At 59.1% G+C, this 15,927-nt stretch carries 9 protein-coding genes; 3 read left to right on the top strand and 6 right to left on the bottom strand.

Annotated features, from left to right (window positions below):
* Nucleotides 1-315: 315 nt before the first annotated feature.
* Nucleotides 316-897 (bottom strand): OsmC family protein, encoded by a 582-nt coding sequence (locus dmul_RS12850; protein ID WP_020876077.1) that lies wholly within the window; start codon nt 895-897, stop codon nt 316-318.
* Nucleotides 898-1,319: 422 nt separating this feature from the next.
* Between dmul_RS12850 and dmul_RS12855 the strand changes: the two genes are divergently transcribed.
* The gene (locus dmul_RS12855; RefSeq protein WP_020876079.1) at nt 1,320-2,081 is read left to right on the top strand and encodes an ATP-binding protein; all 762 of its coding nucleotides are present in this window, start codon (nt 1,320-1,322) and stop codon (nt 2,079-2,081) included.
* Entirely contained in the window at nt 2,078-4,201 is a 2,124-nt protein-coding gene (locus dmul_RS12860) for a DEAD/DEAH box helicase (protein ID WP_020876080.1), read from the top strand. The genes dmul_RS12855 and dmul_RS12860 overlap by 4 nt, the downstream gene beginning before the upstream one ends.
* A 64-nt stretch (nt 4,202-4,265) precedes the next feature.
* Here the strand turns inward: dmul_RS12860 and dmul_RS12865 are convergent, their stop codons facing one another.
* Together dmul_RS12865 and dmul_RS12870 are read right to left on the bottom strand one after the other, a co-directional pair.
* The gene (locus dmul_RS12865; RefSeq protein WP_020876081.1) at nt 4,266-7,358 is read right to left on the bottom strand and encodes an efflux RND transporter permease subunit; all 3,093 of its coding nucleotides are present in this window, start codon (nt 7,356-7,358) and stop codon (nt 4,266-4,268) included.
* Between the two features lie 63 nt (nt 7,359-7,421).
* A complete protein-coding gene (locus dmul_RS12870; RefSeq protein WP_020876082.1) occupies nt 7,422-8,552 on the bottom strand; it encodes an efflux RND transporter periplasmic adaptor subunit in 1,131 nt (376 codons plus the stop codon).
* Between the two features lie 717 nt (nt 8,553-9,269).
* Between dmul_RS12870 and dmul_RS12875 the strand changes: the two genes are divergently transcribed.
* Nucleotides 9,270-9,782 (top strand): universal stress protein, encoded by a 513-nt coding sequence (locus tag dmul_RS12875; RefSeq protein WP_020875768.1) that lies wholly within the window; start codon nt 9,270-9,272, stop codon nt 9,780-9,782.
* 87 nt (nt 9,783-9,869) lie between these two features.
* Here the strand turns inward: dmul_RS12875 and dmul_RS12880 are convergent, their stop codons facing one another.
* The 3 genes from dmul_RS12880 to dmul_RS12890 are packed head-to-tail and all read right to left on the bottom strand — an operon-like array spanning nt 9,870 to nt 15,926.
* Nucleotides 9,870-10,226, bottom strand: a complete 357-nt coding sequence (locus dmul_RS12880; RefSeq protein ID WP_020875767.1) for a hypothetical protein — start codon at nt 10,224-10,226, stop codon at nt 9,870-9,872.
* Between the two features lie 12 nt (nt 10,227-10,238).
* Nucleotides 10,239-13,136, bottom strand: coding sequence for a DUF6519 domain-containing protein (locus dmul_RS12885; protein ID WP_020875766.1), 2,898 nt, complete (start codon nt 13,134-13,136; stop codon nt 10,239-10,241).
* 24 nt (nt 13,137-13,160) lie between these two features.
* Entirely contained in the window at nt 13,161-15,926 is a 2,766-nt protein-coding gene (locus dmul_RS12890) for a hypothetical protein (RefSeq protein ID WP_020875765.1), read from the bottom strand.
* Between the last annotated feature and the right edge of the window lies 1 nt (nt 15,927).

Consider the following 15,927-nt stretch of genomic DNA (forward strand, 5'->3'; position numbering starts at 1 on the left):
GGCGATCGATACCGTTTCGGCGATGGAGGATTTACGATAGAAAAGACGTTCCGGTCATCATCAAGAAACTCAGCTTTCGACTTTGATAGGCCGGTGGCTGAAGGGGCCCGGACCGTATCCTCCCGGCACCTCTTTCCGGTCATTATCATGAAAGTTAAAAGCAAATTATAAAGCCTGTAACATATCGTTATCTCGGCATTAAATCAAGCACCTTCTGGACGATTCGCCTTCACCCGGAATCCGGATGCCAAGGCAGCGCGGCGGGTCCGCGGCCCGCGGACCCGCCGCCATGGGTGCATCGGACAACGAATGCCGTCAGGCCGCCGCCGCCCGGGACGACGTCTTGTCCAGCGTTACCGTCACCGGTACGCCCTGGGTGATGCTGTCGTAGACCGGCGAGAAGGTCGGTCCCAGCCGCATGAGCTCTTCGAGCTCCTCATCCGACACATCGGCGTCGATCTTGAACGTCATCCGGATCTGCTCGTAGCCTCTCCGAACGTCCTCCCGCAGCCCGAGAAATCCCTGAAGGTCGATGTCTCCCTCCAGCCGCGATTCCATGGATTTGATGGTGATGCCCTTGGCCGCCGCGTGGTAGACGATGGAGGTCGTCACGCAGGCCGCCAGCGCGGTGAGCAGGTATTCAACCGGATTGGGCCCCTTGTCCTCTCCCAGAAGAATGGGCGGTTCGTCCGCATCCAGTTCGAAATGCGTTTCATGGGGATGATCCTGCTGCGTTCCGTAAAAGTTCTTGATGGTGGTGCGGTTGTGGCCGCAGTTTATCCATTTGTTGTTGGCGCGGAACTTGAATTTCGCGATGACCGGCGCTTTCTTGACGGCATCGATCGTCCCGAAAAGCGCGTCGACCTTGACCCCGTTGACAATTTTTTGAGCGTCCATGATACCCTCCTATGCATATTTATCTCCCCACCAGGGGAGGCAGTGGATGGTCGATGTGTACACCCCGAGATTCAGGCGCAGTGCAGTCTTCGTGTTTGATGAGTGGTTTTCCCGGTATAGTCTGTTGATCGGGATACACTTCTTTATAATAGTCACCTGCTCCCGCGAATCAATGCCGCCGCCGGCCCCAAGTCGACCCTGGACAAAGGCGGAAAAGGCCGGGGACAGCCCCTGGTCCGCATCGTGATTCCCCTTGTGAATGGCCGCGGCTGTGTTATAGTGAGATAAGAAGATATTTCGGTTTTACAGGCGTTAACCGGAAAACGGTGATCCTGGACACCGAAGATCGCATAGATACTGTTTTGTCAAGAAACCAAACACATACGCGCCACTTCCAATGGCACGCGGAAAAGGAAGCACTTATGAAACTGGCTGTTAGCGGTAAAGGCGGCGTTGGAAAAACCTCGTTTTCATCGATGCTGATCCGGTCCCTCAACGCATCCGGACGGCACGTTCTGGCCATCGATGCCGATCCGGACGCCAACCTCGCCATGGCGATCGGCATCGAGGGAGGGGAGAAGATCGTCCCCATCTCGGAAATGAAGGAATTGATCTTCGAGCGGACCGAGGCCCAACCCGGGAGCATCGGGGGATTTTTCAAATTGAACCCCAAGGTCGACGATTTGCCGGAGAAGCTGTCCGCTCGGTATGAAAACATCAAGCTGATGCGTCTTGGCGGCGTCAAAAAAGGCGGTTCAGGGTGCATCTGTCCGGAAAGCACACTGCTGAGAGCCCTGGTCACCCATGTCGTTCTCGCCCGCAACGAGGTCGTGGTCATGGATATGGAGGCCGGCATCGAGCATCTCGGACGGGGAACGGCCCGGGCGGTGGACAAGCTCCTCGTCGTGGTGGAGCCGGGCCGCAGGAGCATCGACACCGCCGAGCACATCCGCCATCTGGCTTCCGAAATCGGCCTGACGCGGATTCTGATCATCGGCAACAAAATTCGCGGCCCCCAGGACGAAGCCTTTCTGAAGCGCCATCTGAGCGATTTCGAATTTCTGGGATTCATTCCCTACGACGACAAACTGATCGAGGCCGACCTGGAGGGGATCGCCCCCTACGACACCCACGGGCCCGCGGTCCAGGCCGTTGCGGCGATGATGGACAAGATCGACTCATGAAAAAGGACTTCCAGGACCTGCCGAAAAAGCGCTTTTACCGGGCAAAAGGCCGAAAACGGGGGATTTCTCCCGGCATGGATCCAAGGCTCAGGCGCGCGTTCGCGAAGATCGGCGTTCCTGAAAAGACGCCCTTCGTTCCGGATCCGTTCCAGTTGGAAGCCCTTGACGCCATTGACAAGGGCGACTGTCTGGTCACCGCACCGACGGGCTCCGGCAAGACCTGGATCGCCGAACAGGCCATCCGGCGAATCCGGGAAGCCGGCGGGCGCACGTGGTACGCCTCCCCCCTGAAAGCGCTCACCAATTCCATTTACGTGATCTTCTGCGGCATTTTCGGGCCTGAAAACGTCGGGATCCTGACCGGGGACCGCAAGGAGAACCCTGATGCCGACATCATTGTCGGCACCACGGAGATCCTGAGAAATCAGCTATACGATGCCATGCATCGCGGTGAGAATATTCGTACGGATTTCGTCATCCTCGACGAAGCGCATTTCCTGGGGGATGAGGAACGGGGGGTTGTCTGGGAGGAGGTCATGATCTACCTTCCCACCCGTATTCCTCTGCTCCTCCTTTCCGCGACCATTGGGAATGCCCGGCGCATCGCCGCATGGCTTTCGTCCATTCGCGGCAAACCCTGCGTGGTCGTGGAGGAAAAAAAGCGGCCCGTGCCCCTGGTGCCCCTCTTTTTTCATCCCTCGGGCAAACTCTTTCCGTTGACGGCCGTCGTCAACGGAAAAAAACGGCTCTACGGCAAGATTTCCGAATTCATCACCGGAAAACGCCAGCCCTATATCGCCCGGCCCGGACAACTGCCCCCCTTTGGAGACATCCTCGCCGTTTTCAGGAAATACCGCCTGTTGCCGGCCATTTTTTTCCTGAAGTCCCGGGCGGACTGCGACAACGCCCTCGATCGATGTCAGAAAAACGTCATATCCGACATGAATCGAAAAGCGGCCATCGGCGCCTTTATCGACGATTTTGCCGAACAGGTGCCGCATATCGCCAAACACCCCCAGCGGCGGCACCTCGAACACTTTGCCGTCGGCGCACATCACAGCGGCCAGCTCCCCGCCTGGAAATTTCTCGTCGAGCAACTCATGACCCAGGGCCTTCTGGACGCCGTCTTCGCGACGTCCACAGTGGCGGCGGGCGTCAACTTCCCGGCGAGGACCATCGTGTTTCTCAACTCGGACAAGTTCAACGGGGTGGAGTTCATGCCCCTCACGCCTACGGAGTTTCACCAGATGACGGGAAGGGCCGGGCGGCGGGGAATGGACCACATCGGGTTTGCCGCGGTCCTGCCGGGGAGATACATGGACGTCCGCCTGATGGCGCGTCTTGTGACGGCACCGCCGGCCGATGTTTACAGCCAGATCAAAATCAATTTTTCCATGGCCCTCAACCTGCTCCTCTCCCACACGCCGGACCAGATCCAGCTGCTGCTCGAAAAATCCTTTGCGGCTTACCTTCTCGAGCACGATTCCGGTTATCGCTCCTATCGGAAGATGGGGAAAACGGCCGAACGGGAGGCGCCGGAAAAAAGCCGGCTCTGGAACGACTTCCTGGATCACCTCGATTTTTTGAAAAAAACCGGTTATGTGTCGGAAGAGGGCAAGCTGACGGACGACGGCATGTGGGCGTCGCAGCTACGGGTGGACCATCCGCTCTCCATCGCCGAGGGGTTCCGGCTGGGCGTCTTCCCGGAAAACAATCCGGCCGTGATCGCCGGGTTGATGGCGGCCTTCGTCAATGAACGGGAATGCGACGATCGGGTGCTGAAGGAGGTCGTTCCCAATACCCTGAAGCGGGCCTTCCAGAATGTCGTCAAGGGATTGGGACCGTTTTTGAAGCAGATGGCCGATGCAGGCTTCGACGTACGCCCCTTGTATCTCAGACCCTGCCTCTCCGTATATCTCTGGGCCGCCGGAGCGCATACATGGGAGCATGTGGTGCGGGTGTCGGAGTTGGCCGAAGGCGATATGGCGGTACTGATCCTGCGAACGGCGGACAATCTGCGGCATATCGTCGCCCTCCGGGAGGTTTTCCCGGAAGCGTCGAAGAACGCGTCGAAGGCCGTCGAATCCATCCTGAGGGACCCGGTGGCGGTCTTTTTCTGATGCCGCCGGCGCATCCCGGCCTGTCAGGATCACCTCAAAATCCCTTCGGAAAAACCTGACGGGATCAGGCTGCCGCTTCGACGGCCGATCCCGCCGTTTTGGCATGATCGCGCGCCACCAGCATATAGATGGACGGGATGACGAAAAGGGTGAAGAAGGTCCCGACGGTCATGCCGCCCACGAGGACGAGGCCGATGGAGTTCCGGGCCTCGGCGCCCGCACCGGTGACCAGAATCAAGGGAAAGTAGCCGGCAATGGTGGAGCCGGTGGTCATGAGAACCGGCCGAAACCGGGTCAGGGCCGCCTCGCGCACCGCCTCGCGCTTGTCCATCCCCCGCAGCTGAAGCTTGTTGGCGAACTCCACCACCAGAATGCCGTTTTTGGCGACCAGGCCCACCAGGGTCACCAGGCCCACCTGGGAATAGATGTTGAGGGTGGTGGTCCAGCCCTGAGTCCAGAAAGGCACGTTGGGGTCGGGCATCTTGAGGAACGTGAAGATAAGCGCCCCGAACATCCCCAGGGGCACCGATCCGGCGAGAATGACGAAGGTGTCGCGGAAGCTGTTGAACTGGGCCGCCAGGGTGAGAAAAATGAGAACGACCGCCAGGACGAAGGCCTGGATGAACTTGTTGCCCTCGGTCCTGAGCTGCCGGGATTCCCCGGTATAGTCGATGACATAGCCCTGGGGAAGGATGGCGGCCGCCTCCGCCTCCAGGAATTTGAGGGCCTCGTCCAGCGGCCGGACGGGAACCCCGCTGATCTTGACGGCGTTGAGCTGCTGAAAACGGTTCAGTGAGCGGGGCGTGGTGGTGTTCTTGATGGTGGCAATGGTGCTGAGGGGCACCAGCCGGCCGTCGGGTCCGGAAACATGGATGTCGAGAAGCTGCTCCGGATTGAGGCGGTCGACACGGGTGACCTGAGGAATGACCTTGTAGCTGCGGCCGGCGATATTGAAGCGGTTGACGTAGTTTCCACTGAGCATGGCCGCCAGGTCCGAACCCACCTGCTGAAGATCGAGGCCGAGGTCCGCCGTCTTGTCCCGGTCGATGACGATCTCGGATTGCGGCTGGTCGATCTTGACGTCGATGATGGGCGGAAAGGCGAACATCCCGCTCTGCATCGCCTTGTACTGGATCTGGTTGGCAAGCTCGAGGATCTGCTCCGTTTCCGCCGTTGCGGTCAGCAGAAACTCAACTGGAAAGTCACCGCCGCCCGGCAGGGCCGCGGGTGTAACGGGAAATATACGGATGCCCGGAATGGCCGAGAGCTTTTCCTGGACCTCCGGCATCACCTGGAACACGGTCCGGTCCCGCTCCTCCCAGGGCTTGAGCACCATCCCCGCGAAGCCGGAATTCGGCTGGGTGATCTGAAAGGTGAAATTGGTTTCGGGGATGCTGAAGAAGACATCGTTTACCGCCGCCGCATACTGGCTGTTCTGGTCCAGGGTCGAGTTGGCGGACGCGTCCAGAATGCCGAAGATGACCCCCTGGTCCTCGGTGGGGGCCAGCTCCGCCGGCGACATGATGAACATGGGTACGGTCAGGAGGCTCACGATCAGCCAGACCGTATAGACCGCCGGACGGGTATCCAAGGTCACATCGAGAAGTTTACCGTAGATCCCTCTGAACCGGTCGAAACCCCTGGATATCCTGTCGGCGAGCCCGCGCTCCTTCATCCCCGGCTTGAGCAGTTTGGACGCCATCATGGGCGAGAGCGTGAGGGCGATGACCGTGGAAATGATCACGGCGCCGGTGAGGGTGAAGGCGAACTCCCTGAAGAGGGAGCCGGTGAGCCCCCCTTGAAGCCCGATGGGTGCGTAAACCGCCACCAGAATGATGGTTGTGGCGATGACGGGGCTGATCAGCTCCCGGGCCCCCGCCAGCGCGGCATCCATGGGGGATTCGCCCTCGCTCAGGTGCCGCTCGATGTTCTCCACCATGACAATGGAATCGTCCACCACCAGCCCGACGGAGAGAACGATCGCCAGAAGCGTCAGCAGATTGATGGTGAATCCGAAGACCTGCATCAGGAAGATTGCGCCGATGAGGGACATGGGGATGGTCACCACGGGGATCAGCACCGACCGGAGCGAACCCAGAAAAAGAAAAATAATGACCACGACGATGATGAGCGTTTCCGCCAGGGTTTTGACCACCTCCCGGATGGCGTTGGTGATGTAATCCGTGGCGTCGTAGGCCACCCGAGCCGCCATGCCGGTGGGCAGCTGCCGATCGATGTCGGCCATCTCCCGGGTCACCCGCTGGATGACGTCGATGGAATTGGCGTTGGGCAGGGGCCAGATGCCCATGAAGACGGCGGTCTGTCCTGAAAAACGCACCTCGGCGTCATAGTCTTCCGCCCCCAGTTCCACCTCGCCCACGTCCTCGAGGCGCACGATGGCGCCGTCCTGCTCCCGAATGACCAGACGTTTGAACTCCTCCACCGTACTCATATCGGTATTCGACACCAGGTTGACCTGGACCAGGGAGCCCTTGGTCTCGCCGACCGCCGACAGGAAATTGTTGGCGGCCAATGCCTCACGAACCTGCCCCGGGCTGATGTTGAGGGCAGCCATGCGTTCCGGCTTGAGCCATACGCGCATGGCAAAGGTTCGGGCGCCCAGGATATCGGCCCGCTGCACCCCTTCAACAGCTGAAAGTCTGGGTTGAACGACGCGAACGAGATAATCGGTGATCTCGTTCTGCTCTAAAATGTCGGAGGTGAAGCTGAGGTAGGCGGAGGCGAACTGGCTGTCGGCGGATTCGACGTTGATGATGGGAACCTCGGCCTCGGGCGGGAGATCGCCCCGGACCTGGTCGACCTTGGCGCTGATCTCCGACAGGGCCTTGACCGGATCGTAGTTGAGCTTGAGACGGACAGTGATGGTCGAAAGCCCTTGAGCGCTTTTGGATTCGATGTATTCGATTCCGTCGGCGGCGGCAACGGCGCGTTCTATCGGTGTGGTGATGAATCCGCGCACCAGGTCGGCGTCGGCCCCCACATAAACGGTCATAATGGTGACCGCCGCATTTTCACTGCGGGGGTATTGCCGGACATTGACCGTCCGGAGCGCCTGCAACCCGGCGATGATGATGAGGAAGCTGACCACCAGCGACAGGACCGGACGGTGGATGAAAATGTCGGTGAATGCTCTCATGATATGACGCTCTCAAGCTGGAATTGAAGTCTTTCGCACCCGACTCCCATCAGGTGGGACGCCTCATCTGTTTTCCGGGGTCGGGGATTGTTCGAACACCGGGGAGAGGGTGTTGTCGATGACCACGGTCTGACCGTTCCGCAACTTGAAAACCCCGGTGCTCACCACCAGCTCCCCCTCCCGGAGCCCCGAGGAAACAGCGGTAAAATCGCCCTTTTTATCCCCCAGCCGAACGAACTGTTGGCGAAGGGTCATATGGGTCTTGTCGTCGGCATCACCTTCCGCCGTTTCCACCACGAACACGGAATCCCCGTAGGGGGCGTACAACACCGCCGTCTCGGGGATGACGACCACCGGCTTCGGCTCCGGCATCACCACATCCACGTTGACGAACATCCCTGGCCGAAGACGCTCCTCCGGATTGGTTATTGTGGCCTGAATGCGGACGTTCCGGGTCGCCGATTCCACCTCCGGGTTGATGGCGGTAATCGTCCCGTCAAGGATCAGACCGGGCAGAGCATTGCTGGTAACCCGGACCGTCATCCCGGGCTTGACCCTGGCGATCTCCTGCTGGGGCAGCAAAAAATTGACGAAAACAGGATCGAGGGCCTGAAGGGAAACAACGGGGTCGCCCTCCCTCAGTAATTCTCCCATGTTGACCAATCGGATGCCGAGACGACCCGCAAAAGGTGCCCGGATGGTCTTCTTTTCGATGAGGACGCGGATGCCGTCCACCTCCGCGGCGGCCGATTTGTACTGGGCGTCGGCATTATCGTAATCGGATTCCGAAATGGCCTTCCGGGCCAGAAGCCCCCGGGCGCGTTGGAAGTTGATCCGGGCCAGGTTCAAAGCGGCCTCGGCCGCCCGCAGCCGGGCCTCTTCGGATGCGGTGTCCTGCTTGATCAGGAGATCCCCGGCCTTGACCTTCCCTCCCGGCTCAAAAGCGATATTGACGACCTTACCGCTCAACTCCGTGGTTACCGTGACGCCCTGGACGGCATCCAACGACCCTACGGAAGGGATGAGGGTTTCCCACTGTTCCCGGGTCGCCTCGAAAGCGTTTACCCTCTCGGGCGGCGGTGCGAAATCCTTTCCCTGGGCCACCATCCGGCCGATCTGCAGCGCCTTGATGCCGGCGATGCCCGCCACCAGGACGATCAATCCCACAATGGTCAACACGATTCGTTTTTTCATTTCCAAATTTCTCTGTTCTGGATGCGCTCTCCGGTCCGTCAAAGCAAAACAGCGCCGATATCCCCGAGACCGTCAAGGCCGTTTTGTGTTTTCTTTGCGGCATGGACAGCTCGGTGCCGGGAGGATACGGCCTGCGCCCCGCGCGATTTCGTTCAAGTGCCGCTAAAGCTTGCTCCGGGCGGCCCGGAAACTCGCTTGCGCTCAAACAGTCCGGGCCGCTGATCCGCCGCGGCGCTTAAGCGGCACTAAAACTCACCGCTGAAGGGGCCCGGGCCGTATCCTCCCGGCACCTCTTTCCGGCCATCGTCATGAAAGTCGAAAATTGAATTTGTATCATATTCACCTGCACTGTCGATGTCAATCAATCCTGTTTCACATCGAAGAGATCAACACCCGGATCCGTTCATGAATCACCGCAACGATAAGGGAAATGTTCCGCGGCCCGCCGCCCTGACCTCACGGATCCGCGCCCCCATAATTTTCTTGAGAAAAATAATGGCATGTGTTTCTATAACGCAACTTTCGACTTTCATGACGATGACCGGATAGCAGTGCCGGGAGGATACGGCCCGCGCCCATTCCCATGGACGATCATCCGCCGTTTTCAAGGCGATACGCGATGGCGCCCCCGATGTTCGACGACTGAACCTTCATGCATCGGGAAAGCTTCCCGCCGCATCGCTCCGGAAGAGAAACCCCTGACATAGGAGAAATGATATGATTCTGCCCAAAATCGAAATCAAAAAAATACTGTACGCCACTGACCTTTCCGATAGTGCGCGCCATGCATTCGCTTACGCGGTGAGCCTTGCCAATCTCTACGGCGCCGGCATCACCATCCTGCATGTCCTGTCCGAAATCCCGGGGTTCGAGACCAAGATCATGGGTCACATCGGGGCCGAGCAGTGGAGACAGCTCCAGGAGCGCCGGGAGGCTGAAGCCCGGGCGACATTGATCGGCAAAAAACGGGAGGACATCGAGGTTCATGAGGTCCTGGAAGCTTTTTCCAGGTTTGAAAACCAGGACGTGGTGGTCGATGAGATTCTTGTCCGGAAAGGAGATCCGGCGGAAGAAATCCTGAAACAGGCCGAAAAACGAAACTGCGATCTCATCGTAATGGGCCGCCATGGGCACGGCATTATCGAAGAGGCCGTCACCGGCAGCACTGCCCGAAAGGTGGTGCGCCGATCGAAAAAACCGGTGCTCGTAATACATTTGCCCGAAGAATAGCGCGGTTGCCGCCGGCAGCCTGCACCGCCAAAGCGAAGTCCGGAATAGTGCGGTTCCCGGGCAAATTGTTCAGGAGGGCTTCGTGCATTATCCGGTTGCCGCCGGGTTCGCCGGGGCAACCACTTGCAGTTGATTGCCGTAAGAACCGGTCTCGCTGTCGCCGTCCAGCAGCACGGAGGATTGCGACCCGTTCACTGCCGTGTCGCCGGCGCTCAAGGTCACATCCTCGGTGCCGCTGACCGGATTTCCCGGCGGCGTGGGGCCGACACCGGTAAAAGTGAAGGTGCAGCGTGCCTCGTAAATTACGCCGACACCATTGACGGTGACCGTTGAGTACCCTGTACAGGTTACCGGACCCGGCACCCATGCGCCGGAAACCGCAGGCGGATATGGGGTTGTGCCCGGAATGGCGATGACGTCGCCTTCGACGGCAATGTTCGGCATCCCGACCCTCTCTTATACGCGTTTAAAAAACGGATTGCGGATGATGCCGTCGGGTTCGCCCAGCTCCGGTTGCCGACGGATGGTGTCGAGAACGTTGCTGTCGCAGATGACGATGCTGATCGGTGGTTTGTCTTCATCGATGTTCCCGGCGCGCAACACGTCGGGAATGCCCTCACCAGCCGCCGTGTCCAGGGAAAATGAGAGACCGAATCCGTCGAACGTCGTTTGCCATTCTTTAATGATGACGGCAGCCAGCCGCTCGTATTCGTCCTGCACCAGAACATTGACCCCAAAGTCACCGTCTCTGTCGAAGCCGCTTTCGAGGAGCTCGGAACGCGCCCGATCGCGGTCGAGCAAGGTTTCTGAAACCGTATATCCACTGATCCCGGCGTCCTGGATCGCCTGCCGATGACCATAGGCGATATCGAATGCCGTCAGGCGGCTATTGACGGCCGGCAGATTTTCAATTGTAATTGTTGTATTCTCTTTGGAGGTTATCTTGAAACCCATGAAACTTCCGGGATGCAGCACACCGACGACATCGATGCCATCCGGTATTTCGATCGCTTCGAACTCGATGTTGAACCACATTTCAAAGGTGCTGCCTTTCACGCCGTTGCCACTGGGCAGCATCAGGTTATGGGGTTCGTCAGGCGAATTGACGACATTGCCGTCCATATGGATTTTGGGATTACCTTCTACATGGATTTTACTGCCTTTCAGGAACAAACGCGCCGGAAACACGCCTCCGGTGCCGACAACGCGGCCGATGTCCTGCGTCAGGAATCGTTCTGCCCGAGCTGAGGGTTTCCACAGAATTTTAGTTCCCGATACCTCCAGATCCCCTTCCAGGATATAAGACATCATTACCCCGGAAAGCGTGTCCGACGGCAATTCAAGGGTCACGAAAACAGATGCCTGCTTTATGGTGGCCGGTTCGGGCACGTCATCGCACACGATGAGCAATCCATCGATGAACCGCTTCAGCGGTACTGTCTGGTCATGTACGGCTTCATTATCATCCAACAGCCAGAAAATCCCCTCCACGTGAAAAGCGGGCGTGCAGAGGGCATCGAGTGCTTCGGCAACGGTGGATGCATCTTTCAGACGGGTGCAATCTCCGGGCGGCGTATAGGTGACGCCGTCGGCCTCGATGGCGCAGAGGGCATCCAGTGCGCCGGCGACGGTGTTCACGCTTTTGCCGATATTGATACACGTTTCGGGGGGAAGATAGCTGACCGCTTCGGCAATGCTCAGATTGGCATTGAAATTCACCTGCTGGTGACGGCGGGCATCGGCCGGGGCATCGATGAACGCCGTCACGCGTTGATGATATCGGGTGCGGTTGTTCCCGAGCTGCCATTGACACGCTGCCAGGCCTTCACCATCGGTATAAACGACGATGCGGTCGCCGCCCGTCGGGTTTGTATCGGTGAAGATCTTGCCGCCCAGCCCCTCGGTCTTCACTTCAAAGATGACGGGAACGTTCGCCGCGGGATGCTCGCCGCGATCGGCACGCACCATAAGCGGGCCCGGAAGCGTATCACCGGGCCTGCCCTCCTGGCCGTCACCGCCGACATAATGCAATTGGAGCATTTCGGTCAGCGCAGGGAAGAGCGGCCGGCAATCTTCAATGGTCGTTGGGGCGCCTTCACCCGGATTCCAGTGGATCAATGCCAGTTTGCAGCAATGCCGTTCAGGCCCCTGGGGCGGCGCATCGGTCAATTCCTCGACGCGGCCTTGAATGGCGCGTGCGGTAAATGTCCAGTAATCGCCTGTACGGAAGGTGTCATCCGGATTCTCCACGCGGATGTCGATGCCGATGCCGTCCTCAAGTATGATTTCGGTCGTGTGGGTTGCGGGGTCAAAATGATCGTTGAGCACAATCGCCGCCGTGTCCCATAACCGCACTTTGACATTATCGTTTTCAGGATCGTAGCCGTTGAGGACGGCCGTGATACCGGCGACATTCTTGAGAGTGACCTGCCGCTGGGCATCATTGACGGCGCCCGCATCGGCAGAGATCTGCAGCATCGCACCGGGGCGTCCCGCCAGTTCGTCCGCTTCGCTCACCAATTCGATCCAGCTGTTGGCGGAAAGCGTGACGATTTGATCCCATCCCAGACGCGCCAATGTCAATACCCGGTTGCTCGCGTTGATCTCGACGACCTTGAACGCAACAGCGCCGTTATACCGAGACCATTTGACGCTCGCGCCGCCCGCAACCGTACCGCCCTGATGCACTTCAACACGATAGAGACGATTTTCCAGGCCGCGGAAATCGGTGTCCAGAGGCGTTACGCACGGATTCTCATCAACGGTTGCAGCGTTGTCCTTGATGATGGTCAACAGGCCCGCGCCAACCCCTGCCTCCGTCATCAGGATATCGGCGTCTTCCCCGCAGCGGTTGAGGCTTACGTCTTCCGCGACACGCGCCTGCCAGATATTCTGAACACGGGTTGTGGTATCGGGTCCGCCGAGGGCGATCTCGCGGATGGTGTCATCTTCGAGATACGTTATATGCCGTTCGCGTACACACAGATACACCAGATCCACCCGGCTGTTTTCGCCTGGATCGCTGATGGCCGGCGGGTCGGGTAGAAACGGTTGTGTCCCGTACTTTTCCGGGGCTTCGAGGTTGATGCGGCGCCCGGCGACGTAAATCGTTCCGGCGCCGAAAGTCAAATCATGGGATGGACCCGATCCGTCGATGCCGACGAGAAAACCGGCATCACCATAGGGTACGCCGCATTGCCCGATGACATCCATGGAGCGTTTGCAGTCGAGGTCGGCCTGGATACTGACCTGTTCGTTCCAGTCCGCATCCAGCGTCACACGCCCCTGCTGCAACAGAACGCGTGTATAGCCTTTGTTTAGGTTGAAACGGAAGCGCGAGTAATCGGCTTTCATGATATCCTCCTGATGTCAAAAGCTTCAATTGACGTAGATCAGTCCATATTCCAGTCCAAAGGGCAGATACTCCTGAAACCGAATACGCAGATTCGCTTCCCGCTGGGGCTGCATCAAGCTGTTGAAAACCCCCATCTCGGATGTATTATCCGCTCCTGTCCGGATTTCCCGCGCACAATCCTGACTCAATTGCGCATACGCCGGCAAGCCGTAGCGGCGCGTCGTGAACTGTGGCCGTACGCGCCGGCCGGCCTCCTGACGGGCGATGACGGCTTCAGTGCCGGTGCCGTTCCGTGCGGCGAAATCCATCGCACGATCCGGTTCGCACCGGAAGCGGCGGGGTGTTACTGAATCGGGAGGCACATAGCTGAAGCGAACACACCCGATTTGCTGGCGTTGCACCGTGACGGCATCCGTGAAGATGCTGTTGGATGCCGCCTGCATCGCCCGAACGGAAACGGCGCCCATAACCGTGCTGTTCTCGATGTGACATTCAGGAGCGGGAACAATGCCCGCCGCATCGTATCCAATGGCCGGCAGGGTGTTTCGCAGGCCGAGAACCACCGCTCCCAATGGATCGGCATGGGTCGTTGCAAAGCGCAACGTCACCCCTTCCTGCATCGAACAGACGACAAGACGGTCGTCTTCGAAGCGCACAACGGTATCCGTGCCGAGTTCAGGACGGGCGCGCAACACGGCCTGCAGGTCGTCGGCAGCCCCGAGGCCGTCGGCGGGCACCGCGCTCAGGGTGACCGTAAATTCCTCTGCGCCAAGGCTTTCGTCGACGACGGTCTCTTTGAACACGGTCAGCTGCGGCGGTTGTGTCAGCGTGGCGGGATCACCCATGGTTGTCCCCACAAATACACGCAATTCAACGGCACCGGCCGGGTTGAGTCTCAGCAGCCCGGCGGCTTCGCCGTCGTCGATGTGGATACGCCGTGGGAAATGCTGCAGGATGATGACCCGGTTGATGCCGCTCGGCCTCATGACCCGGGCTTCGGTGAATGCACGCGTCGCCCCCGGCGCCGAACGGAGTGCCGCCTGCAGACCGTCCGCGATCCCGTCCAGTGACGTCGGTGCCGCGGCCAGGCTCAGGGTATGGGTTTCACTGCCGATGCGGACGGTGAACGGTTTGCCGGCCGCCGCCGCTGCGTCCGCCGGATTGAGCTCCCCGGATGCCAGGGCCGGATAGACCTGTCCCATCCCGATCGCCGCCAGGTTGTCCACGATGCTGTCGCGGATATGCACTGAGCGCATATCGGGCGCCATCCGCAAAGGACCCACGATACTGTGGTCGATCCTCACCTCGAGAGGGTCGTTGTCGGCGGACACGATCATGCTCGGTGTCTCGGGTTGCAGGGGGGCGGCATCTTCGTCAAGATGAATGCCGGGCACGAGCGTCGCGTGCGACACCTCGAGCAGATCAAGCCCCTTGTTGACGGTCAGATCACCGGGTGCAGCCACCTGTATCTGCCCCTCGATGAGTATGCCCTTGACGGACAAGCGTGCGGGATTACGGGTATCCGGAACGATCAGATCGCCGATGATCATCGGACGCTGTTTGTTCTCGGCCTGAATGATGATCTGAACATTTTCCCGATTGTTCGTATTCTGATTGAAGGTCAGGGTTTCACGGTAGGTCCGACTGTCCTTGATCTGGATCAGCAACCGGGGATGCGTCTCCGGGCGCCATGCAGCGAGCGCCGCCTGCAGGGTGTCATGATCGCCGGGCACGTAAAAGACGACACCGGGTTCATCAGGATGGGTCAGCGCCCAATTACGCGGGTCGCGAACAGTCGGGTCGTCGCGGCGCTCATAGGCGCCTCCCCCCACATCGGCGCTGAAACCATAATGGAGGTTGACCGTGATATCGATATCCTCACCAACGAGTTCCGGCGGCAATGAAAAGCGCCCATTGATGACGTCCACACCGATTCTGCCGTCTGTTCGCTGCTGCCATTGCGACAAATCCATGCAGGCGATGTCGGCAGGGGTCTGCGTGGCGTTATCGATGCGAATGCCGACGCTCTTATCATCGCCGAAATAGGTTTCGCGCGCTGCGGTGAAGGCCATGCGGCGAATGGGTTTGGCAATGTGGATTTCGCCGGCAAGTCCCGTGTCGTCGCTTTCAGCGAACGGACTGTGAAAGAGATGCTGGCGGATCCCAAGGGGGTTGAAGCAATAGCCGAAATCATTCTCTTCAGTTGGGCGCGGCTGCACATCACGGAGTTCATAGCCGCTCAACCGCCAGATGAAAAAGCCCACCCTTGGAATATGATGCAGGCCTGCCGCCGGAGCGAAGGGTCGTATGTCGATGGTATGGCTTGCCGCATCAAACGCCGTATGAACGCGGTCGCACAGATCCATATCGCGGACATTGATCGTGCCGACATTCCGGCGCAGGTGATTCATGTTCTGTGTCCACGTCAGAATCTCGAAGAACGCCGTCGCATGTATCGACCAGCCCGTCACGTCGCGTGCCAATTCCTCCAGCATGGGGAGTGTGCCTTTGCGGAGCCGGTAGGAGATCGTCTTGGCATTGTCCGCACGACTTCCGCGCGCGGCAGCGTAAATGGGAATGTTGCCGATCAAGTCGCCGATATAGGGCAATACCCAATCGTCGGCCGTTTCCACAAAAAAATTGTCCCAGAGACGATCAATATCCGCTTTGAGGACCATCGCCTGTTCGCTGATGATGCGCAACAACGCCTTGAGCGGATATCCCCGCTGGGCATCCTTGCGGCGATAAACTTCGGGCAATAAGCTATAGATATCAATAGTGTCGGGCATA

It is taken from the genome of Desulfococcus multivorans (genome assembly GCF_001854245.1).
In the GTDB taxonomy this organism is placed as follows: domain Bacteria; phylum Desulfobacterota; class Desulfobacteria; order Desulfobacterales; family Desulfococcaceae; genus Desulfococcus; species Desulfococcus multivorans.